The organism is Iodobacter ciconiae (genome assembly GCF_003952345.1).
GTDB lineage: Bacteria > Pseudomonadota > Gammaproteobacteria > Burkholderiales > Chitinibacteraceae > Iodobacter > Iodobacter ciconiae.
Genome location: NZ_CP034433.1, coordinates 1,053,716 through 1,077,873 on the forward strand (window position 1 = coordinate 1,053,716; position 24,158 = coordinate 1,077,873).

Here is a 24,158-nt window from a genome sequence, read left to right on the forward strand (position 1 = left end):
CGGGTGTTGCCTTAAGGTAAAGAAAAATGCCCGCAACTGCGGGCATGGGCAGAGTAAAACCGGAGGGTTATTTCAATTCATTGAGCAGGGCAGAAAGAATCTTGCCGTTGTCATCGCTCTTGTTTTTAGAGCTAACGGTCAGCTTAGTTTGCTTGAGCCCTTCTGTTAAGTGAATTTCATACTCATGGGCCTGTTTTTGCTCCGGTGCTGCGTCTTTTTTCCAGAAGGCCAGTTTGCTAAAGACGCTGCTATCGTCCTCGCCTGCGATATCGGTATCTGCACGGCGAATCATGTAGACACCCTTGCTGCGGTCGCGGTCATAAACTACATAGCCTGAGCGATCCAGCGCCAGGCCCACACGTCGCCATGCACGGTCAAAGTTATCCTCAATCGAGAGTGCCTTGCCGTTTTCAATCAGGCTGGCAGTTGCAGGTGCCTGATAAGGTTTGGCCACGACGGCCTCTGCCGTAGCCTGGTCAAGGCCGAAGCGCTGCAACAGCAATGAAAGCATTTCGACTTCCATTTCCGGATCAGGTTTTTTGGGGGTCCAGATGGTTTTGGTGTTGTCACTATTTTTGCTGAGAACTGCAGCGGAGTCACTGCTGCCATCCTTGCTATAAACCTCCATCATACCGCGGTGCGAGATGTAGATCTCGCTCGTACCAGGCTCGCTGCCACGTTCTACACGAGTGCGGTAACGATCCAGCTCGCCTGTTGATAAGATGCGATCGGAGATTTTAGACAGCATCCGTGTGATCAGATCTTTTGGCAGCTTGGCGCGGTTTTCCAGCCAGTCTGTTTCCATAATGCCGATGGCAGGGTTATCTAATGTCAGCAAAAAGCCGTTATCCAGCCAGAATTCATGGATTTCCGGCCAGAGTTTTTCAGGCTCGCCCTTGACAACCAGCCAGCGCTGATTGCCGGCCTGGACAATCTTGGCACGGCTTGTGTTGTCTAAAACAGCTTGCGCCGGGCTGGCTGCTGCAGGTGCAACACTGCTTAGTACGGTGCTGGGCTGAATATTAAAGTGGGTATTATTTGCCGGTGCGGTTAGCTCGGGCGGAAGTTCAAGATTGTTTTTACCAACATTGTCACTGCCGCTGCGGTAATCCACTTTTTTTTGCAGTAAAAGCTGATCTGTGGTGCAACCGGCCGTGGCAATGCACAGGCCTATAAGGAGCAGTTGTGAGGTTTTTTTCATCTGGAGCATTATTGGCGTCTTCTCAGTGGGGCAGTCCGGCTGCGGCCATGGCTTGTGCCACCACGGCTTGTGCGCCTTGTGAAAGAGGGGTGAGCGGGAGGCGAATACCGGCCTGAATAAAACCAAGCTGCTTTAGAGCCCACTTCACAGGAATAGGATTTGCTTCAACAAACAGGTGCTTATGCAGGTCCTGCAGCGGGTCATTCATTTCCCGTGCGCCTGCCACATCACCTTCAATGGCTTTTTTACAGAGTAAATGCATCTGTTTGGGTGCGATATTGCCTGTTACGGTAATTACACCGTGGCCGCCAATCAGCATAAAGGCCATCGCCGATGCGTCGTCACCGGTGTATAGCGCAAAATCTTCGGGCACCCGTTTAACAAGGTCTGCGGCGCGCTCCAAATTACCTGTGGCGTCTTTAATGCCCACAATAAATGGTAATTGGGCTAAACGTATGGTGGTATCGTTGGATAGATCAGCAACGGTACGGCCAGGTACGTTATAGAGAATGGTCGGTAGCCCGCTTTGTTCTGTAATCGCTTTAAAGTGCTGATACATGCCTTCTTGCGTCGGGCGGTTGTAGTAGGGCACAACAGAGAGGCCGTAATTTGCACCCACGGCTTTGGCCCGCAGTGACAAATTAATGGCTTCACGTGTTGAATTGGCGCCTGTGCCTGCAATGACCGGCACGCGGCCGGCGGCCTGCTCAACGACAACCCGGACAATTTCAATATGCTCGTCTACATCAACTGTTGGCGACTCTCCCGTGGTTCCTACGGCAACAATGCCATCGGTTCCTTGTTCGATATGCCAGTCGACGAGTTTTCTAAGACTCGCGAAATCGAGGCTTCCGTCCTCAAACATGGGGGTGACAATTGCCACCAGACTACCTGTCAGCATGAGCCTGTAATCCAGTCATTAACACAAAGTCCTATTCTAACTGAACGATGAAGCTGCAGGAAACCTGTCATAGGGTGTTTTCTTGAGGCAAAGGGTTGAGGCTTTTGGCATATTTGCCGTACCTGAGGCTTGTCTTTCCTTAATATTCAAGGTCTAGCTGTTGTTTTATTTTTTTCCTGTGCGGCCAAATAAGCTATTTTTTCACACAAAATGCCAGCAATTCTGCTTGGTTTTTTTAATGATTGGCGTGGGCAGTAAGGCGAAAGTCTTGCATAAAAGGATAAAAAAAGCAGGATTGCTCCTGGAAAGCGATTTGGATTTACTTATCTATACTGACGTTAATTACGCTTTGTACTGCTTCTGGCATTTAAGTGTATGAGCATGATGGGGATGAGCAGATATTTTGTATATGGGTGATTGTGCAGTAAGGAGAGACAGTGCAAGTCGCTGAGTGTTTGTCAGGATATAGAAAAATCGGCTGGCAGAGTGGTGCTGTGTTTATTGCACTGTCACTGCTGCTTGTATTTCATATGCTGCAGTGGCCGGTTTATCTTTTTCTTTGTGCCTTATTTATGGTATTGAGGCTGCGGCCTAAACCTGTGTTTGATAAGGCGGCTTATGAAGCCTCTGCTTTTGCCGTGTTATTGAGCGACTCAAACGCACAGTGCTGTTATGTAAATGAAAAATGGAGTTTGCTATCCGGTTTGTCTTTACAAGAGGCTTTGGGGGATGGCTGGCTGCTGGCTATTCATCCGGAGGATCAGCTCAGGGTGCTGGAGATGTATACGGCAACGCAGCATGGTGTGCTTCCCGCGCTGGAGTATCGGTTTTTACATACGGATGGCCGTGTTGTCTGGGTTGCTTCTTCTTTGTTACCGGTGTCAGCTTGTGCCAATGTGGCATGCCAGGAGCTGCTTACTGATTTAACCGAATTAAAAAAACAGCAAACTGAGCGCTCCGCTTTACTTGTTGAGCAACGGCAATTAAAGGAAGAGCTGGAAAGTATTTTAAGCAGCTCTAATGATCCGATTGCTGCTGTTGATATGGATTTTTGTTTCAGTGTTTTTAATCAAAGCTACGCAAATCTTTTCTTTATTCTTTATGGCATAAAAGTCGCCCGGCAGGATTGCCTGTTACAGTACAAATTAAGCTCTGAAGAGGATCGGTCAAATCTGGTCGCTTTCTGGGGACGTGTCTTGCTGGGAGAATCATTTGTAATTCGTTGTGCTTTGCATGGCGACGATAAAGTTCCCCGGATTTTTGATTTATCATTCAGTCCGCAATTTAATTTTTCGGGTGAGCAAATTGGTGCAATTAATGTATTACATGATGTCACCTTATCTGCTCAAACCGAGCGTGCATTACAGACGAGCGAGGAATTATTTAAAGCCGCTATTCAATCCAGTGTTGATGCTATTTATGTGCTGGAGGCGATAAAAGACGTAAACTTGATGTTAATCGATTTTGAATTTTCAGAGGTTAATCAAAATGGATTTGATTTTCTGGATTTACATTCTCAAAGTACACCGCCTGCTGCGCAGCTTAAAAGTGCTTTAAGCCGTATTATGTATGCTGGATTATTTGATATATGTAGTGAGGTTTTTTTGAGTGGGATAAAATACCAGCAAGAAAAAGAGTGTTTTAGTTCCGGCAAAGATGGATGCTGGTTTTTATTTAGTGTTGTTGCTATTTCTAATGGTGTGGTACTTACAGTTAGCGATATTAGCCAGCGCAAACGATCAGAGCTGGCGCTGGCGGCTTTTAGTGGCTTACAGCAGGCTATTCTTGATTCCGCAGGTTCGGCAATTATTGTCACAGATTTATCAAACACGATTCGTTTATTTAACCGGGCGGCAGAAAAAATGCTGGGTTACCAGGCGAGTGAGTTAATAGCAAAAGAAACACCGGCTCTTTTTCATCAGGCCCCTGTTGCCAAAGCTTTAATTGATGAGTTTGAAAGTGAATTAGGTGAAAAACTGCCTGATGACGCAGATGTTTTTTCGATTCAGGCCAAGCTTTATATTCAAAGAGACTGGATTTATCAGCATCGCGACGGGCATGTTTTTCCTGTTGAATTAACAATGAATGTGGTGCGTAATCAGAATGATGAAATTACTGGTTATATGGGAATTGCCAATGATATTAGTGTTCGTAAACTGGCCGAAATTAAACTGCAGCAAAATGAGTCCCATACCTTGGCTATTTTAGACAGCCTGCATGATTGTGTGCTTTCTGTGGGTGCTGATGGCCTTATTCTGGCTGCTAATCCCGCCGCTTTAAAGATATTTTCTTATGATAATTTAAGTGGTAAATCTTTGAGTTTATTGTTTCCCCGCCTTGGAAAAATGAATTCACAGCAAGACCTGGCTCAGGAAATATTTGTGTGCCTGGGGGTTGATACTCAGGGGGTGAGTGAGGTTATTGCCATTAATAGAGAAGGTGTAGAGATTTTAATGGATATGGCGCTCGCCATTGTGGAAGTTGAAGATAAGCACATTTATATTATAACGCTGCATGATTTAACCCAGCATAAGCTGGATGAGCAGAAAATGCAGGAAACTATTGAGGAGCTGGAAGCTGTTCAGGCAAGCTTAAGCGGAAGTCATGAGCAATTATCACAGGCTAATCAGGAGTTATCGAGACTGGCGCATCTGGATGGTTTGACGGGTATTGCGAATCGGCGCTTATTTGATCAGACACTGGTGCAAGAATGGGCGCGTGCGGCACGTAGTGGTGAATGTCTGGCACTGGCGATGCTCGATGTGGACTATTTTAAGCGTTATAACGATCATTTTGGCCATCAGGTGGGGGATGAATGCTTGAAGCATGTGGCCGCTACGATTGCTTCGGCATTGCATCGTCCGGGGGATTTTGTGGCGCGTTACGGGGGAGAAGAGTTTGTTCTGATTTTGCCTGGTACGGATCAAACCGGTGCTGTGCAGGTAGTGGAGACGGTTTTAGAACAGGTACGTCATTTGTCTATTGCTCATCAGACATCGGATGTGGCAAAGGTTGTAACGCTGAGCGCCGGGATTGCCGTGCTGCTGCCCCTGCAGGGGATTGATCCTTACTATCTTGTGCAGGCTGCTGACCGGGCACTGTATCAGGCTAAAAATCAGGGGCGGAACTGCTATTTTGTGGCTGGCGCTAATCGGCTCACAGAATAAGGGGATAGCGGGGTGTGTGAATTGTGGATAAGTCGTGTAAAGCATTGATCTTGTTCGTATCACAGGGGCTGCTTATTTTTTAAGCAGCTTTGATTTATTCATTATAAAAATCCCGCCATTTTTATCAGGGAAATGGCGATGGCCAGCATCATAACGCCAATTAGAATATCCAGAATCCGCCAGGCCAGAGGCTTATTAAAAAGGTGGCTGAGTTTACTGGAGCCATAGGCGAGTAAAAAAAACCAGATAAATGAAAATCCAACTGCACCCAGTAAAAAGAGTGGGCGCTTGGCAGGGGCTTGCTGCGCGCCAATTGAGCCGACTAAAACAATGGTGTCCAGTAAGGCATGCGGGTTTAGCAGAGAAAAAGCCAGCCCGGCTAAGATAACTTTGCCTGGCGTGGTAAAGGCGCGCTCACGGTGATCATCACCTAAAACATCGGGGTGAAGTGCTTTTTTAAAAGCGTTAAAACCATACCAAAGTACAAAAACAGCACCAAAAATAGCCATCCAGCGCTGCAAATCAGGCATGGTGTTAAGTGCATGTCCCATACCGGCGACGCCTATCGACATCAGGAGCAAATCACAAAGGGAGCAAATGAGTGCGGTAAGAAATACGTGCTGCCCGGTCAGTCCTTGCCTCAATACAAAGGTGTTTTGCGCACCAATAGCCATGATCAGGCTGGCAGACAATGCTGCACCATTAAAAATTGTCGAGATTGTCATTGAGGTGTCTTTTTTTAATAAAGGGCCTGGTTGGGCTCAACCTAAGGAATTCATTTGTAAATACCCAGCTTCAGCTTGCTTGTTGATTAAACGTCAGCAGGGCCTCAGTTCGGTAATAGGAGGGGATTTTGCGTGTTTAGCAATTTAACAGATTAGGAAGCTACCGTTGTGTTTCAGGCCGCCTTGTAAGTATAAACATTACTTGTAAGAAGAATTGTTCTCGTTTAAAGTGTGAGAATGATTATCAATAAAATTCTAGTTGTTGCCGTGGCACTGCTTGGCCACTCTGCGCTGCTTTATGGCTTAACGACAATGTCTGTTCAGCCGGCAAAGCCCAAGCAGGTAGTCATGTTGCTTACACCATCCCCTGTTCCTATGGGTGAAGATGTTGTCAAGCAAAGCAAGCCTCAGGCAAAGCCCCGCTCTGTTACTCGGCCGCAGGCACTTAAGCCCAGGCCGGCGCCAGCTAAAGCTGTGAGTAAAGTATCCGAAACAATTAAAGCGCCCGAGCAAGCTGCAGCCGGGCAAATGGCCGCAGTGACTCAAGCAATCGCTCCCGCAGAGGCCATACCTGCTCCGGCAACGGCAGGCAGTAAAAATAGCAAGCAGATTTCGGATGAAGTTCCCGTTGAAACGCCGCCCCTGTTTAATACCAGCTATCTGGCAAATCCTCGCCCTTCTTACCCGGCCCAATCGATGGCCCTGGGTGAAAAGGGACGGGTGATGCTTAGGGTGAAGGTTAGTGAGTTGGGCCTGCCTATTGAGGTTGAGCTGGCGCGTAGCAGCGGTTATCGCCGCCTTGATGATGCGGCCAGAAAAGCAGTTGAGCGCTGGAAGTTTGTTCCTGGCCGCCGTGGTGATGTTGCGGTGGTGATGAGTGCCATGGTTCCGGTGGATTTTGTTATTTAAAAGAGGTTTGTAATGGATTTAGCATTGATTTGGCATTCTGGTGATCCTGTTCTGGTGTCGGTTTTTGTATTGCTCCTGATGATGTCTGTGGTGAGCTGGTGTCTGATTTTATTGCGCAGCAGCTTGCTGTTACGGATTAAACGTGGGCAAAAGCGCTTTTTGGCCAGCTTCTGGAAAGCATCGGATTGGAAAGAAGCCACCAGCCTGACTGCCCATGCCATTGCGCCGGAGGCCAAATTGGCGCGAGCAGGCTGGGAAGGGTTTATCCATTATCGTAGCAATGCAGGTAAGGGTCTTGGTTTGGCCGTGTCTTTGGATGACTTTCTGGTGCGCACTTTGCGTACCCGTTTAAGTCAGGAAAATGCACGTTTGGAGCTGGGCCTGTCCTGGCTGGCAACGGTGGGCTCGGTTTCTCCGTTTGTGGGTTTGTTCGGTACGGTATGGGGTATTTATCATGCTCTGGTGGCGATTGCGGCTAAGGGCGACGCATCGCTGGCTACTGTTGCGGGACCCATTGGTGAAGCTCTGGTGGCAACGGCCGCCGGTTTGGCTGTGGCGATTCCTGCGGTTGTTGCTTACAACGCATTTGTCCGAGCTAACCGGGTGATTGCTCAGGGTTTGGATGGTTTTGCCCATGATTTGCATGCTCAGCTTTTAACTGCTGCTGCTATTGAAAAAGAAGGTAAATAAGCATGGCTTTTGGTGGTTTTGATCAGAGTGATAATGCACCGATGTCCGAAATCAATACGACGCCGCTGGTTGATGTGATGCTGGTGCTTCTGGTGGTGTTTATTGTGACCGCACCGGTGATGACCCATTCCATTCGCGTTGATTTACCCAAGGCAAAAGCAGAAGTCACCCAAACGCCGCCTGCCGTGCTGCAGGTGACGCTGACGGCAGCCGGGCAGATTGAGTGGGAAAAAACGCCGGTTCGGGCGGATGAATTGCAGGCTCGCTTTGCAGCTGCAGTGGCTAAAGATGCCCAGACCGAGCTGCATTTACTAGCAGATAAAAATGTACGTTATGAGCTGATTGCACAAACCATGTCGGCAGCAAGGCAGGCGGGCCTGACAAAAATTGGCCTGCTGACAGACGGGAACTAATCAGGGATAAGGTTGGCTGTTTTACCGGGCAAAGGTCAGCAGACTTTTGTTTTTTTTGACTCAAAAAATAGAAGATAGAGCTATGAGAGAGATACACAAGCCTAAATCAGCCATTCGACACCTGGCCAAGCTACCTGCGGCAGCGGCATTATTTGGCGCAATGAGCGCGAGTGCAGCGCCGATTGATGAAGTGAATCTGGCACCGGTTGAAGTAAAAGCGGATATTAAAAACACAAAGGACACGGATAAAACATATAACGCACCGGTGACGCGCATAGGCCGTACACCTCAAGCTACGCGCGATGTTCCACAATCAACAACCAGTATTACCAAAATGCTGATGGCCGATCAGGACAGTAACTCTTTAAAAGATGCCCTGCGTAATGCTGTTGGTATAACATTTAATGCCTCCGAAGGCGGTAGCAGTGGCGATGGTGTTCGCGTGCGGGGGTTTGGCGCATCTAATGATCTGTATTTGGATAACTTTCGTGATGCGGCACAATATAATCGCGACACATTTAATACCGACACGGTAGAAGTGTTGCGTGGCCCGGCTTCGATGATTTATGGCCGGGGATCAACGGGTGGCATTATTAATCAGGTAAGCAAAACGCCTTTTCGTGGTGATTTAAATCAATTTTCTGCCACTGTAGGAACAGAAAATTACTATCGTGCCGAAGCTGATTTAAACCGTAGCCTGGAAGACAACGCGGCTTTTCGCGTGAATGTGATGGGCCAGAAAGCGGGCAGCACCCGTGAAGGCGCGGAAATGAATCGCTGGGGCTTTGCGCCATCGGTAGCGTTTGGTCTGGGCGAGCAAACAGAAGTGACGCTCTCTTATATGCATTACCAGGAAGACAATGTTCCGGATTATGGCGTGCCTTATTATAGTGCGTCGTCTAAAGGAGGTACAAATCAACCTATTCCATATGCCGATAAATTTTACGGTCTAAAAGATTTTGATTCGGAAACTTCAAAAACCGATATATTCAGCTTTAATCTGCAGCACCGCCTAAATGCCAATATGTTGTTGAAAAATTCAACGCGCATGGGCTTGTATGAGCTGGATCTTCGTGCGAGTGCACCAAGACTTGCTCTTAAGAGCGGTGAAGCATTGGATGATAACAGTAGTATCACGCGAAGCCGTAAATTACGTATGCGTGAGCAGGCAATTTATTCCAATGTGACTGATTTGCTGTGGGATTTTGAAACCGGCACGGTTCGGCATAATGTTTTAGCGGGTTTAGAGCTAACGCGCGAAAAACTACTGAGCACACAGCGTACGCAGTTCAATGCAAATGGCACAAATTGCAGCTTGCCTAGCACGACCGCTGGTAACCCTGTAGCCGGTGGCAGCGTGCCTTGCTCGGCTCCCGTTAAGCTGGCTGCTGCCGATTCTACTGCAGATACCATGGCATTTTATGCACAAGATCTGATTGAGCTGACGCCTCAATGGAAAGTCCTGGTGGGGGCACGTTTTGATCACTTTAAAGCGCATACAGAGAATCAGTCGTTCACTGCTGCGCCTGCCGCTACAAATGTGGAGCGCACCGATAATATCTGGAGCTGGCGCACCGGGGTTATTTATCAGCCTACAGCTAACCAGTCTTACTACGCGTCCTATGGCACTTCATTTAATCCATCGGCTGAAGCATATTCAACGGATCCACGTAATGTAACGCTTGATCCGGAAAAAAACCGCAATATGGAAATCGGTGCCAAATGGACGTTGCTAGAAGGTGATTTGAGCCTGCGCACAGCTATTTTCCGTACTGAAAAAACCAATGAGCGTCAGACAGATATCGAGGTCGGAGAAATTAAACCTGCTCTCTTGTCTGGCCGCCGTCATACCGATGGTATCGAGATTGAAGGGGCTGGGCGTATTACTGCAGACTGGCATGTCTTTGCCGGTATTGCTTTGATGAATCCGCGTATTGACGTGGTTGCGGGGCGTACCCCCAAGACTGTAGAGGGTAATTACGCAGAAAATGCACCGCGTTATACCGGTAATTTATGGTCAACTTATCAGCTCAATAGTAACTGGAAGGTCGGAGGTGGTTTTAACGCGATGGATAAGCGTTATACCAGTAATACCAATACGGTGAATCTGCCCGCGTATATTCGCTGGGATGCAATGGCAGAATGGCGTTTGCGTGATTACGGTGTGCAGCTAAATATTAACAATCTGTTTGACACCGATCACTTTGAAAGCTTGTACGCGGGTTTTGCTGTGCCTGGTGCGGGCAGAACTGTGCGTTTATCGTTTAACTATCGTTTTTAATGACTTGATGTATGTTTTGCGAGCCGCTCAGACAACTGTTTAATCTGAGCTGTTTAATAACCGCCACGATGTTTTTGTGGCGGTATTTTTATTTAAAGAGGTTGGACTCATGTTATTACATATTCCGCAGGTACTTGATACTCAAACCGTGGCTTATTGCCGTCAGCGCCTTGAGGCGGCAGAATGGGAGGACGGCAAAATGACCTCCGGTAGTTTATCGGTGTCGATCAAGCGTAATCAGCAACTGGCCAAGGACAGTGCCGTTGCTAAGGAGCTGGGTGCTATTATTTTGCAGGCATTAAATGCCAATGAGATGTTTTTTTCGGCCGCACTGCCAAGCTATGTGATACCGCCGCAATTTAACCGTTACGAAAACAGCATGGATCTGGGAAACCATATTGATAATGCAGTGCAAGGCATTTTTGGTACGCAAGAGCGTATCCGCGCCGACTTATCGGCAACCTTGTTTTTTGCTGAACCAGAAGACTACGACGGTGGTGAGCTGGTGATTGAGGATACCTACGGTGTGCATGAAGTTAAACTGGCCGCTGGTGATATGATTTTATATCCGTCTACCAGCTTGCATCGTGTTGAACCCGTCACCCGTGGTGCACGTCTGGCTTCATTTATGTGGATACAAAGTATGGTGCGTGATGTGGGTGAGCGGGTCGTATTATTTGATCTGGATACCTCTATCCGGCAATTGCGCCAGCAAGAGGGATCGCATGATATTGCAACTCAGCTGACAGGTACTTATCACAATTTATTGCGCCGCTGGGCTGATCTATAAGGCTTAAGGGGGGCGTAGTGAAAATTTTTATGTGCTCTCAGCCTTCGCGGATTCGATCCGCATGCCTATACGCGGTATAATCCGCGTTTTTTGTGTGAGCTTAGATTTAATGCCTATTTATGCTTATCGCTGTGCTGCTTGCGGTTATTCTGACGAGCATATTCAGAAAATGTCGGATGACGCGCTTCATGTGTGCCCAGCCTGCCATGCATCCTCTTATGAAAAACAGCTTACTGCCGCTGGTTTTCAATTAAAAGGCAGTGGCTGGTATGTGACTGATTTTAAAGGTGGATCTTCATCTAAATCGCCTTCGGATGGTTAATAAATCCATGCTGATGACGCATTTAAAAAAATATTTACTGACAGGCTTACTGGTGTGGGTGCCCCTGGCAATCACCCTGTGGGTTCTGCAGCTGATTATCGGCACGATGGATCAGATTGGTGCCTTGCTGCCCACTTCGATGCGTCCTGATTCATGGCTGCTGCAGGCTCTGGAGGGCTCGTTTCCCTTTTTGGTAGGCTCGCGTTATATTCCGGGCTTTGGCGTTATCCTTACCATTGTTGTTTTGCTGCTGACGGGTGTATTTGCGACCAATGTGCTGGGTTTGCGTTTGCTGCTGGTGGGTGAGAAAGTACTGAACCGTATTCCGATTGTGCGTTCGATTTACAGTAGTGTGAAGCAGGTTTCGGATACTTTGTTTTCCGATTCCGGCCAGGCATTTCGTCAGGCTTTGCTTGTGCGTTTTCCGTATGCAGATGCATGGACAATTGCTTTTATGACCGGAGTGCCGGGAGGAGAAGTAGCTGCCGTGCTGGATGGGGAGTATGTAAGTGTTTATGTGCCGACTACGCCTAATCCAACTTCGGGTTATTTTATTATGGTCAAAAAGGCTGATGTGATTGAGCTGGATATGAGCGTCGATGAAGCTTTAAAGTATGTTATTTCTATGGGTGTGGTTACACCCGGCAAGGCAGTTTAGCTAGATAGATAGCCAGCGTTAATAAATGGATTCAAGCGATTGAGCCAGTTTCTTGCTTTGATTGTTTTTTCCTTACCCTTGGCTGTTTCAATCACTTGCCAGCATGATCAACACTGATTAAATTCAAAGAGAAAACCAAATGCGTACAGATTACTGTGGCCTTATTGATGGCCGTTACCTCGGACAAACCGTTACGATTAAAGGTTGGGCGCATCGTCGTCGTGACCACGGTGGTGTGATTTTTATCGATTTACGCGATCGTGAAGGCTTGGTGCAGGTGGTCATTAATCCGGACACCGCAGAAGCCTTTACCATTGCTGATTCTTCGCGTAATGAATACGTTCTGGAAATCACCGGTCTGGTGCGTGCCCGTCCTGAAGGGGCAGCCAATAAAAATCTGATTTCCGGCGAAATTGAAATTGTTGCTACCGAAATCAAAATTCTGAATACCGCTGTCACACCACCGTTTCAGATTGATGATGAAAATCTCTCTGAAAACGTGCGTCTGCAAAACCGTGTGATTGATTTGCGCCGCCCCGTGATGCAAAAAAATCTGCGCCTGCGTTATCGCATCGCCATGTTGATCCGTAATTACCTGGACAGCCGTGGCTTTATTGATATTGAAACACCCATGCTGACCCGCTCCACACCGGAAGGCGCGCGCGATTACCTGGTGCCAAGCCGTGTACACGATGGTCAGTTTTTTGCGCTGCCACAATCGCCACAGCTCTTCAAACAATTATTGATGGTGGCGGGTTTTGATCGCTACTACCAAATCGTTAAGTGTTTTCGCGATGAAGATTTGCGCGCTGATCGCCAGCCGGAATTCACCCAGATTGATATCGAAACCTCGTTTCTGAACGAGCACGAAATCATGGATATCACAGAATCCATGGCCAAGCATGTGTTTAAAGAAGGCATTGGTGTTGAGCTGACCGACTTCCCGCGCATGACTTACGCCGATGCGATGCACTTATATGGATCAGACAAGCCTGATCTGCGGGTTACCCTGCAATTTGTTGAGCTGACTGATCTGATGAAAACGGAAGAATTCAAAGTATTTCGCTCTGCAGCAGAAATGGCTAACGGCCGCGTAGTGGGCTTGCGTGTACCGGGTGGTGCTGCGCTCAGCCGTAAGGAAATTGACGAATACACCAAGTTTGTCGGAATCTACGGTGCCAAGGGCTTGGCTTACATCAAAGTAAATGATGTCACTAAGCTGACGAATGACGAGCATTCCGGCCTGCAATCACCAATTGTTAAAAACCTCTCTGAAGCGGCACTGAAAGAAATTATTGCCCGCACGGGCGCAATAGATGGCGATCTGATTTTCTTTGGCGCGGACAAAGCCAAGGTGGTGAATGAAGCCATTGGCGCACTGCGTATCAAGATTGGTCACGAGAAGGGCGAGGCGGGCGGCTACTTTGCCCAGGGCTGGAAGCCAATGTGGGTGATCGATTTCCCGATGTTCGAGCACGACGAAGAAGCCGATCGCTGGACTGCATGTCACCATCCGTTTACGGCACCACAAGATGGCCACGAAGATATGCTGGATACCAATCCGGGTGCATGTGTTGCTAAAGCCTACGACATGGTGCTGAACGGCTCCGAAATCGGTGGCGGCTCAATCCGTATTTACCGTGAAGAGATGCAATCTAAAGTCTTCCGCGCACTGAAAATTGATGCCGAAGAAGCGCAAAATAAGTTTGGTTTCTTACTGGAAAACCTGCAGTTTGGCGCGCCTCCGCACGGTGGCTTGGCTTTTGGTCTGGACCGTTTGGTGACTTTGATGGTGGGGGCAGAATCCATCCGTGACGTGATCGCTTTCCCCAAAACGCAACGCGCTCAGTGCTTGCTGACCGATGCACCAAATAGCGTGGACGAAAAACAACTGCGTGAATTACATATTCGCTTGCGTCAGAAGGCCGAGGTTGCTGCAAGCTAAAGATGTCAATTTCTACAAAAAAACACCTGCGAATGTAGGTGTTTTTTTTTGCCCCAACGCTAATGTGAAAGCGTATTATTCTATTTATCACTTTCTGATGAAAGGTTTATTGTGGATTCGTATCATAGTTGTGGGCACCCGGTCTTACCAATTGCTGATACTTATGCAGATGCGAGCGGGTATGCGCCGCGCTCTGGCTTTTTTTGCTCCCATTGTATGCAATCGGTACAGGCTCCGTTTGATACTTGCATTTATGTTAACTTACAGCAGGTCGCGCCGGGGATGGCAGCTTTTGTGCTGGAAGTGAGTGACAGCGGGCCAGAGTTTGCTGACTTTTTGGCCGCGCTTGGCTTTGCGTGCCGCCAGGCATCGCCGGAGCTTGAGTCGTACGGCAGGGTGGATTTGAATCCTGTCTGGCACAAAGAGTTTTGGTTTGAGGTTAATATTCAGCCCATGCATGTGGTTGCATTGATGGAGCAAATTCGTGAAGAGGCTTATTTATTAGCAGATTACCTGCCTAATGGGCCTGCTGCGGTGCATTTTACCGATTTTCCTAAGTCAATTGCCGATGCTTCCTGAGTTTACGCAGCTCAAGCATTGGGCTTTTGATATGCTAGAGACAAGCAGCGCTTTACAGAAAAAATCAGTTAATTGCTGATTTTCTTTGCAAAGTGCTGGCGTCAAAGTGTGCTCTTAGATCCTTATTTTTAACTTGACCTATCTTGGTATCTTTTGATTTTTTTATGCTCCAAAAACGTAAGCAATCCTTTGTTATATGGGAGGCTTACTCGGCTTAATTGTGAGCTGAACATCAAGATATTAAGGTCTCTTCAAATAAAGTTTTCCAAAGTAATCTGACTGCTGCCAGCTGGGCCTGGATGGGCTGCAGCATCTTTGGTGTCAGCTCGGTGCCATTGAGCCGGCTGCGGTGCTGCAGGCGGCGTAATTCCCGGTAGCCATCAGCAGCAAGTTGTGCAGCTTTTGGAGGGATTAATTCTTGTTGAGCGGCGGTGCTCAGCAGGGCGATATTGCCGCTGTTAAGGCAAAATTCCTGATGGGCACTGGCATGGGCAAGGATCAGGTATTGCATAATAAATTCGATATCGACAATGCCTCCCCGCACATGTTTGACGTCTTCTGCGTGTGCCGGGTGGGTTTCGAGCATACGCTCACGCATGGTGCGGACTTCATCGCGCAATTTGGCTAAATCGCGTGGCGTGCGCAGAATATCTTCACGGATGGTTTCAAATGCATTGCCAACGTTACGATTGCCAGCGCAATAGCGCGCGCGGGTAAGCGCCTGATGCTCCCATACCCAGGCAGATTCTCTTTGGTACTGGGCAAATGCACCGATACTGGAGACCAGTAAGCCAGAGGAGCCATTGGGGCGCAGGCGTAAATCAATATCATAAAGATGTCCGGCAGGCGTTAGCGCCGTCAGCCAGTTGACGATGCGTTTGGCGTATTTGGCATAGACTTCGGGTGCGTTGGGGTGATCGTCATCAAACAGATACACAATGTCCAGATCCGATGCAAAACCCAGCTCTTTACCGCCTAGTTTGCCGTAGCCAATCACAGCAAATTGTGGCTCGGGCCGGTGTTTATTAGGTAACTCCTGCCAGACTTGCTCCAGCGTGACGGTGAGCATTAAATCGGCCAGATCGGATAAATGATCCGAAACCGTTTCTAAGGCCAGTAAGCCATCCAGATCCTGGCAAACCAGCCTGAAAACGTGCGCGTGCTGAAAATGGCGCAAGCAATCCATTTTGGCTTCGGTGTCATCACCTAAATCTTTTAATTCCTGGCGTAAAACTTTGCCAAGTTTAGGCCAGTCGGGTAGCTCTTCAAGCAGGCGGAAATCGAGTAGCTCATCAAGCAAAATAGGGTGGCGGGTAAGGTATTGCGAAACCCAGGGGCTGGCGCTGTAAAGGCTGGCGAGACGTTTAAGTGTACGAGGGTGCTCGGCCAGCAGGGCGAGATAAGATTCGCGGCGGCTGATGGCTTCAAGCAGATCCAGAATCCGGGTGAAAGTCGCATCAGGGTTGTGAAAGCTGGCGGCAACCTCAATTAATGGGGGCAGAATGCTATCAACACGTTTTCGGCAGCGATCGGGCATTTGCTGATAGCGGCTGCTGCTCTGCATTGCGGCCAGACGGCGGTTAATTTCGGTTGGGTCTTCAAAACCTAAAGCAGCCAGGTCGGTGCTGTCCCCTTCTTGCGCACTGAGCCAGATGGCGGCTTGTGGATGGGCCTCGCCCTCGTCAGGGGGCAGTACAAATACATGCTCGAAATGCTGGTTGACGCGGTTGCGGTAAAGCGTGAGCTGTTCTCTGAATTGCGCCCAGTCCGAAAACCCCATGCTGTGTGCTATGCGGGCCTGATCGTCTGCGTTTAGTGGCAGCATCTGGGTTTGTGCATCATCCAGATACATTAAGCGGTGTTCGGTATTGCGTAAGAAGCGGTAAGCTTCTTGCAGCTCGGCAACGGCGGCGTGAGTGAGTATGCCTTGCTGAGCCAGCTCATCAAGGATGGTTTGCGTTGGGCGCAGTTGTAAAATTTTATTGCGCCCGCCGCGGATCAGCTGAAAAACCTGGCCGATAAATTCGATCTCACGAATCCCTCCAGGCCCCAGCTTGATATTGTCAATTTTGTCTTTGCGTGCCACTTCGCGGCGGATCTGACTGTGTAGCTCACGCATGGAGTGATACGCACCGTAATCCAGATATTTGCGATAAACAAAAGGCGTGACCATTTGCATCAGCCCGGCCTCATCACCGGAGAGCGCACGGGCTTTGATCCAGGCGTAGCGCTCCCACTCACGGCCCTGGGTGAGTAAATAGCCTTCCAGCGCGGCAAAGCTGCAAGCCAGTGGGCCGACATCGCCAAAAGGGCGCAGCCGCATATCGACCCTGAATACAAAGCCGTCATCTGTGATTTCGCCGATCAGGCTGATGAGTCGCTTGCCAATCAGAGAAAAGTATTCTGAATTGCTGATTTTGCGCGGCCCCGTGGTCTGGCCGTCTTCGGGAAAAATAAAAATCAGATCGATATCAGATGATACATTCAGCTCACGTCCGCCAAGTTTGCCCATGCCGACAATAATCAGCTCCTGAACCTGCCCTGATTCCTCGCCGATAGGCTGGCCATAGCGCGCGTCCGGCAGGGAAACCCATGCCAAAGCAGTCGCTAGTGCGACTTCGGCCAAATCACTGATGGTGTGCATTACTTCGGTAAGATCTGACAGACCCGCAAGCTCTCTGCTGATCAGCCTGGCCATCACCGCCTGGCGTAAGCGGCGTAAACGCTGTTTTAGCACCTGATCATCCGAGCCTGGCAGGAGACTGAGCTGTTCTTCCATACTCGAGCGCGAGTAAGGCTGGGCAAGCTGCGCCATCGTTTCTTCTGCCAGCTGGGGGTGGCGTAGCAGCAGTTGTTGCAGATACCGGCTATGCGCCAAGGCTGGGGCGAGTAAGGATTTAGAACTTTGTGTAAGATCAGTCATCGGTGGAGGCTCAAAAACGGTTAAAATCACATATCCCCTAACCTAGGGCGCTGTTTGACACTAAGCTGCAGCTTGTCGTGGTGTTTTTCCGATAGCCTGCTTTGCTCAAGCGTCAGCAAAGCCTAACACAGCACTGCCTAATTTTGGCATGCCCGAGCTACACTGAATGCCTGTTTTTTCCAAGCTACTGCGACGTTTTTCTGCCTTTTTTCGCTGGCATTGCCGCGCCCTGCTGCGGGTGCTGGCTGGTGTCAGCCTTCTCTTTTGTATGGTGGTTCTTGCATGGCAGTTTTATGTGCTGCCCCGTCTGGATGAATATCGTCCATGGCTGGTACAAAAACTGGTTGATGCAACTGGTAGTCAGATCGAAATGGGGCGTTTGTCAGGCGGCTGGAGGGGCGTTCATCCTTTTTTACGGGTGGACCATTTCAAAGTCTACAGCGCCGGGCAGCCCGGTTTACAGCTGACTTCGGTTGATGCTGATTTATCCTGGTGGACGCTGGTGCATGGTGAATTGCTCTTTAGCCGTCTTGCCACGGTAGCGCCTCATTTAAATTTGCGCCGTGATCAAAATGGGGTGTGGTTTGTGGCGGGTTTTCAGTTGAAAAGAGGGGCTGAAAAAAATGAAAACCGTTTCATTAACTGGTTGCTAGCTCAGGGTGAGCTGAAAATCAGCGACGGCAGGCTCAGCTGGCTGGATGAGCAAAACGGAGCGGGTGAGCAGGTTTTTTCCAAGCTGGATATGCATATCAGGCAGCGTTTTGGTGCCCATCGATTCGAGCTTTCCGTTTTACCGCCGACTGCTGTGGCTGACAGATTGAGCTTGTCCGGAAGCTGGCGGGGCAGAGATGTGGGCGAGCTGAAAAATTGGTCCGGACAGATAAAACTCGATATGCCTCGTGTAGATTTACAACAACTGGCAAAAAGATTACCGCATGAAATGAGGTGGTTCACTCAGGCGGGTGGCGAAGGTGGCATGAAAGGAAGTGTGCATTTTGCCCACGCCGGGGTTGAGAAAATAGACACGCAGTTAAAAATAAAAAATTTGACACTGGCTTGGCCGGATGCGGCACAGGCTGTGTTTTTGCCAGTATTTGATGGCGGGTTTATTTGGCAAAACGAGCAAGATAAGCAGTCTTTACGTCTGAAAGCCGCCCAGGTTGCAACAGCAAGTGGCGAGCTTTGCAGAGATTGTCGTCTGGATTACCAGCAGGAAAATGCGGGCAAACAGCGTTTAGTGCTTCAGTCATTTAATTTAAATGGTTTGGGTGCGTTTTCTGCCTGGCTGCCTGCTGCTTATCAGGACGGCGCAATGAAGGGAAAAATTGAGCATTTGAGTATTAACTGGCAGGGGCCCTGGCAGAAAACAAAAATCTACAGTGCAGAAATCGATGCAGAATCGCTTGAGCTGGCTTTGCCACAGCAGGGCTTGCCTTTACTGGGGCGGTTTGATTTAAAAGCCAGGCTGGATCAAAACACGGGTAAGGCTACCGTAGCAAGTCGTGGTTTATCGCTCACTTTACCCTCGCAGTTTGTAGAGCCACTGTATTTTGATCGTTCAAGTTTTACGCTGGTTTGGCAGCGGGCTGCGCCAGGATGGAGGTTTAATGTGCCACAGGCAGAGCTGGCTAATGCAGATACGCATTTAAAAGCCAGTGCACAATATATCTGGCCGGGTAAGGGGCTGGGACATCTTGATTTAAAAGGGGAGATTCGCGAGCTGCAAGCCAAACGTGCTTACCTGTATTTACCCCGTGCTGCGGGGGATGAAACCTTGCTTTGGCTAAAAACATCTTTGTTAAGTGGTAAGGCCGTGAATGGCCGTGCCGAATTACGCGGTAACCTGGAAAACTTTCCTTTCCGTAATCCTAAAGATGGCTTGTTTAGAATTACGGCAGACGCTAAAGATGTTGCTTTGTCCTATGCCGATGATTGGCCGGCTATTGAACATATCGATGCCTTCCTTGATTTTCATGGTGCAGCGATGGATATCAAAGCCAGTAAAGGTAAAATTTTTGCAGTGAATCTACATAATGTGGCGGTATCGATTCCGGACATGGATACGCTGTCTCCGATGCTGAATGTAAAAGGCAAGGCACAGGGCGCAACTCATGAATTTTTGCGCTTTGTGCACCAAAGCCCTGTTAAAGAAAGCACCGAAGGATTTATTGATGATTTGAAAGCGGAAGGGGAAGGGGAGCTGGATTTACAATTAGCCCTGCCCTTAGAAAACACCGATGCTAGCAAAATAGCGGGTGAGTACCGTTTTTCGGAGAATAAGCTTGATTTTGGCGGTGCGGTGCCGCTTCTGAGCAAAGCCGATGGGAAGATCGGTTTTACCGAACAATCGCTGACCATTAAAGATGCGCATGCTCAGGCATTGGGTGGTAGTGTAAGGCTCTCTGGCACAAGCGATGCACAGGGCGCTTTACAGCTGAATATGAACGGCCAGGCGGAGATTCAGGAGGTGGCAGGGCGTTATGGTGTGCCGTTTAAGCAACGTTTACACGGCAAGGTGCCTTATCAGGCCAGCTTAAATACCGGGCAGGCTCAGTATACATTGAGTATTCAATCGCCATTACAAGGTCTAAGCGTTGATCTGCCTGCACCACTGGTTAAAAACAGCGCGGATAACAGGCCGCTGCGTTTACGTTTGAGTGGTAATGCAAATGATCCTACTTTATTGGAATTTGCTTACGACAGGGGCTTGCAGGGGCAGCTTTTATTAGGTGATAAGCCGCATGGGCAGATTATGCTGGGCGCGGGCACGTTACCGGCGATGCCTAAAGCAGGCATTCATATCAGCGGAGGCTTGCCAGAGTTAAATGTACAAAGCTGGCTGGCGCTGGCTGATGAGCTGGTTGGTGATCAGGCTAGTGCAAGGCCGGGTCTTTTGAGTGCGGATTTACGCTTTGGCCAGGTCATGAGCTGGGGCAGACGCTTGAATGATGTACGGATTAAGGCGCAGGAGCAAAGTGAATCGCTCTGGAAGGGCAGTATTGATAGTCAGGAGCTGGCAGGTACTTTTGACTGGAACGGTCATGAAAAAGGTAAGTTAAGCAGCCGCCTAAGCAAGCTATGGCTGCCATTTCAGACCTATGGCACGGTGAAATTGGCATCGCCCTTGCAGCAGCTGCCTGCCCTTGATTTACAGGCTAGTGATTTTCGCTATAAGAATTTACAGCTGGGTAAGTTAGAAGTCGATGCAGTACAGCAGGGGGATAACTGGCGTTTAAGCGGTGTGAATATCAGTAACCCTGATGGCAAGCTGAATATGAACGGTGTATGGGGTAAATCACCGGGCCGAATCAGTGGCAATTTTGCGATTGAAACTGAAAACCTGGGTAAATTGCTAACCCGCTTAGGAGTGCCGGATACGATGCGCCGTGCACCGGCAAAGCTCAGCGGTGATGTGGCATGGGATGGCGAGCTGTTCCCGCCTGATTTCTCCACCCTGCAAGGTAAGCTGCGCGTGGATGTGGAGGCCGGGCAGTTTGCCAAGATTGACCCGGGTGTGGGGCGTTTATTATCCATTCTTAGCCTGCAATCTCTGGCTCGCCGTGTGCAGCTTGATTTCAGGGACGTGTTTTCCGATGGTTTTGAGTTTGATTCAATCCGTGGTGACAGCGTGATCGACCGGGGCGTGGCACGCACCGATAATCTGGTAATTACCGGGCCTGCCGCGCAGGTTTTATTCAGAGGCGATGCTAATTTTATGGCCGCCACACAAAACTTACGGGTACGGATTGTGCCGGTGATCGGTGATAGTGTGGCCGTGGCTACTGCCATTATTAATCCGGTAATTGGCGTGGCAACCTTTTTATTGCAGCGTGTCTTAAAAGATCCGCTTGGCCAGCTGGTGGCTTACGAGTATGACATCACGGGCAGCATGCTCGACCCGCAAATTAAAAGTGTAAGCAGCCCTATGTCACGCATGCCCTTCAATAGAAAATAGATATTGAGCGAGAGAAAATGAATACTTTGCTTGCAGCAGCGATTCAAATGGTGTCTGGCCCAAGCGTGGCGGCCAACTTGATTACTGCCGCACGTTTGATTAAAAACGCTGCAAATGCAGGTGCCCAGCTCATTGTATTGCCCGAATATTTTGCGATTATGGGTAATAAAGACACGGATAAAGTGGCGGTTAAAGAAGTTTTTGGGATCGGGCCAATCCAGCGTTTTTTAGCGGCTGCCGCTAAAGAGTATGGTGTCTGGTTGGTAGGAGGCACAGTGCCCTTGGCTTGTGGGGATGAAGCTCGGGTAAACAATAGTTGTCTGGTTTACTCACCGGCCGGGGAATGTGTGGCGCGCTACGACAAAATGCATTTATTTGGTTTTGATAACGGCACGGAATGCTTTCGGGAGGCCGATACCATTTTAGCAGGGCATCAGCTCGTGGCCTTTGATACGCCCTTTGGCCGGGTGGGTTTATCGGTTTGCTACGATTTACGTTTTCCTGAGTTTTTCCGTGCCATGCTGCCGGTCGATTTTATTATTTTACCGGCGGCGTTTACCCAGACCACGGGTGAGGCGCATTGGGAAGTATTGCTTCGCGCCCGTGCCATCGAAAATCAATGTTATGTGATTGCCTCAGGACAAGGCGGCGAGCACATCACTGGCCGCCATACTTTTGGTCACAGTATGCTGATCGACCCATGGGGCAAGGTGCTGGCCTATCAGGCCAGCGGCGAGGGCGTGGTGATGGCCGAATTAAAAGCCAGCCAGATGGACAGAATAAGACGCATCCTGCCCGCCTTAACGCATCGCTTACTTTAGTGAGCGTGAATGGTTTTAAAAGGTCTGTAGATACAGAGCACTCAGAGAATACGGAGCACACAGAGAAAACCAAGGGGATAACTCAAGCTTTTCTCTGCGATCTCTGTGTGCTCATTTATCTCTGTGTCTACAGACCTTTTGGCTCTTAGTCTGAATATGTGATGATCTTTTGAGCCTTAAGGGGATTTCTCGCCTTCCCTGAGTCCTAAAGATAGTGTGTAATACCTTTCAATAATCTGATTCACACAAGCGACAAAACAATGACTCATCTAGAAACTGCCCGCCAGACGTTGCTGACTCCTTTTAATCTTGACGATGCCAAACTCGATCAAGTGTTTGGGCAGATGCTGACGCATGATATTGATTACGCCGATCTGTATTTTCAATACAGCCGTAGCGAGGCATGGAGTCTGGATGAAGGGATTGTAAAGTCAGGCAGTTTTAATATTGATACCGGTGTGGGGGTTCGCGCTGTATCAGGAGAAAAAACCGCGTTTGCCTATTCTGACGACATCAGCCTGAATGCGCTGACTCAGGCTGCAGCCGCAACGCGGGCGATTGGTCGTCAGGGCGGGCACAATACGGTGGCATTAGGCCGGGATATTGTGGGTCATTCGCTTTATCAGCCGGTTGATCCGCTGGCGAGTCTGGATGAGCTGGCAAAAGTGGCGCTGCTCGAAAAACTGGAGCGCACTGCCCGCAGCCTGGATAAGCGTGTGGTGCAAGTGATGGCGAGCCTCGCTTCCGAGTTTGAAGTGGTTTACGTGGCTCGCCACGATGGTCATCGTGCCGCCGATGTGCGTCCGCTGTGCCGCTTGTCTATTCAGGTGATTGTGGAAGAAAACGGTCTGCGTGAGCAGGGCAGTGCAGGCGGTGGTGGCCGCTTTGCCTATGGCTATTTTGATGATGCTGTGGTGCTGGATTACGCAAAAAAAGCAGTCGATCAGGCAGTGCTTAATTTACATGCCCGCCCGGCGCCTGCCGGTGAAATGACCGTGGTATTGGGTTCGGGTTGGCCGGGTATCTTGTTGCATGAAGCGATTGGCCATGGCCTGGAAGGCGATTTTAACCGCAAGGGCTCTTCTGCATTTAGCGGCAAGATTGGCCAGCAGGTTGCGGCTAAGGGTGTAACCGTGGTGGATGATGGCACCATCCTTGACCGCCGTGGCTCGCTCAATATTGATGACGAAGGTAATCCGACACAGCGCACCGTATTAATTGAAGACGGTATTTTAAAAGGCTATTTGCAAGACAGCCTGAATGCCCGCCTGATGAATATGCCTCTGACCGGCAATGGCCGCCGTGAAAGTTTTGCTCATCTGCCTATGCCGCGTATGACCAATACCCTGATGCTGGGTGGCAGCGCGGAGCCTGAAGAAATTATCGGCTCGATCAAGCGTGGCCTCTATGCGGCTAATTTTGGCGGGGGGCAGGTTGATATCACCAGTGGTAAATTTGTATTTTCTGCTGCTGAAGCGTGGTGGGTGGAAGACGGCAAGCTGATGTATCCGGTGAAAGGAGCAACCCTGATCGGCAACGGCCCTGATGTATTAACGCGCGTTTCGATGATCGGCAACGATATGGCGCTGGATCCGGGTGTGGGCACTTGTGGCAAGGAAGGCCAGAGCGTGCCTGTTGGTGTAGGGCAGCCTACCCTGCGTATTGACGGTGGCCTGACAGTAGGTGGTACGGGGGGCTAATCAGCCCGTGGCCCAAACCCACATCCTGAAATACAAAGGGCTCAGAAAACACGGCGTTTCACGGAGAAAATCCAATTTTTCTTCTATCTTTCTCCGTGCCCCTCTGTGTTCTCCCTCTTCTGCCGTGGTTTAAAATCTGGGTTTTGTACCGGGGTGGTGTTTTTGCCATTATGTACCG

General features: G+C 49.3%; 17 protein-coding genes. 13 read left to right on the top strand and 4 right to left on the bottom strand.

Translation table 11 applies throughout. The features are described from left to right. Nucleotides 1-67 precede the first annotated feature (67 nt). Both bamC and dapA read right to left on the bottom strand, forming a co-directional pair. Entirely contained in the window at nucleotides 68-1,210 is a 1,143-nt protein-coding gene (gene bamC / locus EJO50_RS04670) for an NlpB/DapX family lipoprotein (RefSeq protein WP_125971939.1), read from the bottom strand. Between the two features lie 13 nt (nucleotides 1,211-1,223). Next, complete coding sequence (dapA, locus tag EJO50_RS04675; RefSeq protein WP_125971941.1) at nucleotides 1,224-2,102, bottom strand: 4-hydroxy-tetrahydrodipicolinate synthase; 879 nt, start codon at nucleotides 2,100-2,102, stop codon at nucleotides 1,224-1,226. A gap of 437 nt (nucleotides 2,103-2,539) precedes the next feature. On the opposite strand from dapA, the gene EJO50_RS04680 reads away from it, so the two are divergent. Then, nucleotides 2,540-5,269 carry a diguanylate cyclase domain-containing protein gene (locus EJO50_RS04680; protein ID WP_125971943.1) on the top strand — a complete coding sequence of 910 codons (2,730 nt, stop codon included), beginning with the start codon at nucleotides 2,540-2,542 and terminating at the stop codon, nucleotides 5,267-5,269. Nucleotides 5,270-5,370: 101 nt separating this feature from the next. Here the strand turns inward: EJO50_RS04680 and EJO50_RS04685 are convergent, their stop codons facing one another. Further along, nucleotides 5,371-5,994: a LysE/ArgO family amino acid transporter gene (locus tag EJO50_RS04685; protein WP_125971945.1), complete on the bottom strand. Its 624-nt coding sequence runs from the start codon at nucleotides 5,992-5,994 to the stop codon at nucleotides 5,371-5,373. A gap of 237 nt (nucleotides 5,995-6,231) precedes the next feature. Between EJO50_RS04685 and EJO50_RS04690 the strand changes: the two genes are divergently transcribed. The 9 genes from EJO50_RS04690 to EJO50_RS04730 all read left to right on the top strand — a co-directional run bounded on the left by EJO50_RS04690 (nucleotide 6,232) and on the right by EJO50_RS04730 (nucleotide 14,581). Further along, a complete protein-coding gene (locus EJO50_RS04690) occupies nucleotides 6,232-6,903 on the top strand; it encodes an energy transducer TonB (protein ID WP_125971947.1) in 672 nt (223 codons plus the stop codon). A 12-nt stretch (nucleotides 6,904-6,915) separates the two neighbouring features. Further along, a complete protein-coding gene (locus tag EJO50_RS04695; RefSeq protein ID WP_125971949.1) occupies nucleotides 6,916-7,593 on the top strand; it encodes a MotA/TolQ/ExbB proton channel family protein in 678 nt (225 codons plus the stop codon). Between the two features lie 2 nt (nucleotides 7,594-7,595). After that, the gene (locus EJO50_RS04700; protein WP_125971951.1) at nucleotides 7,596-8,006 is read left to right on the top strand and encodes an ExbD/TolR family protein; all 411 of its coding nucleotides are present in this window, start codon (nucleotides 7,596-7,598) and stop codon (nucleotides 8,004-8,006) included. 82 nt (nucleotides 8,007-8,088) lie between these two features. Beyond that, nucleotides 8,089-10,287, top strand: coding sequence for a TonB-dependent receptor (locus tag EJO50_RS04705; RefSeq protein ID WP_125971953.1), 2,199 nt, complete (start codon nucleotides 8,089-8,091; stop codon nucleotides 10,285-10,287). A gap of 109 nt (nucleotides 10,288-10,396) precedes the next feature. Beyond that, nucleotides 10,397-11,077 carry a Fe2+-dependent dioxygenase gene (locus tag EJO50_RS04710; protein WP_125971955.1) on the top strand — a complete coding sequence of 227 codons (681 nt, stop codon included), beginning with the start codon at nucleotides 10,397-10,399 and terminating at the stop codon, nucleotides 11,075-11,077. A gap of 94 nt (nucleotides 11,078-11,171) precedes the next feature. Then, nucleotides 11,172-11,399, top strand: coding sequence for an FmdB family zinc ribbon protein (locus EJO50_RS04715; RefSeq protein ID WP_233702171.1), 228 nt, complete (start codon nucleotides 11,172-11,174; stop codon nucleotides 11,397-11,399). 13 nt (nucleotides 11,400-11,412) lie between these two features. Continuing rightward, nucleotides 11,413-12,057 carry a DUF502 domain-containing protein gene (locus EJO50_RS04720; RefSeq protein ID WP_125976297.1) on the top strand — a complete coding sequence of 215 codons (645 nt, stop codon included), beginning with the start codon at nucleotides 11,413-11,415 and terminating at the stop codon, nucleotides 12,055-12,057. Nucleotides 12,058-12,196: 139 nt separating this feature from the next. Then, the gene (gene aspS, locus EJO50_RS04725) at nucleotides 12,197-14,002 is read left to right on the top strand and encodes an aspartate--tRNA ligase (RefSeq protein ID WP_125971957.1); all 1,806 of its coding nucleotides are present in this window, start codon (nucleotides 12,197-12,199) and stop codon (nucleotides 14,000-14,002) included. Nucleotides 14,003-14,284: 282 nt separating this feature from the next. Then, on the top strand, nucleotides 14,285-14,581 hold the full coding sequence (locus EJO50_RS04730) for a hypothetical protein (protein WP_125971959.1): 297 nt from the start codon (nucleotides 14,285-14,287) through the stop codon (nucleotides 14,579-14,581). A gap of 232 nt (nucleotides 14,582-14,813) precedes the next feature. Here EJO50_RS04730 and glnE read toward each other — a convergent pair whose 3' ends face one another. Beyond that, entirely contained in the window at nucleotides 14,814-17,504 is a 2,691-nt protein-coding gene (gene glnE / locus EJO50_RS04735) for a bifunctional [glutamate--ammonia ligase]-adenylyl-L-tyrosine phosphorylase/[glutamate--ammonia-ligase] adenylyltransferase (protein WP_125971962.1), read from the bottom strand. Between the two features lie 166 nt (nucleotides 17,505-17,670). Here glnE and EJO50_RS04740 point away from each other — a divergent pair, with 166 nt between their 5' ends. The 3 genes from EJO50_RS04740 (at nucleotide 17,671) to tldD (ending at nucleotide 23,980) form a co-directional block, all read left to right on the top strand. After that, nucleotides 17,671-21,459, top strand: coding sequence for a YhdP family protein (locus EJO50_RS04740; RefSeq protein WP_125971964.1), 3,789 nt, complete (start codon nucleotides 17,671-17,673; stop codon nucleotides 21,457-21,459). Between the two features lie 17 nt (nucleotides 21,460-21,476). Further along, nucleotides 21,477-22,280: a carbon-nitrogen hydrolase family protein gene (locus EJO50_RS04745; RefSeq protein ID WP_125971966.1), complete on the top strand. Its 804-nt coding sequence runs from the start codon at nucleotides 21,477-21,479 to the stop codon at nucleotides 22,278-22,280. Between the two features lie 260 nt (nucleotides 22,281-22,540). Beyond that, nucleotides 22,541-23,980 carry a metalloprotease TldD gene (gene tldD / locus EJO50_RS04750; RefSeq protein ID WP_125971968.1) on the top strand — a complete coding sequence of 480 codons (1,440 nt, stop codon included), beginning with the start codon at nucleotides 22,541-22,543 and terminating at the stop codon, nucleotides 23,978-23,980. Nucleotides 23,981-24,158 lie beyond the last annotated feature (178 nt).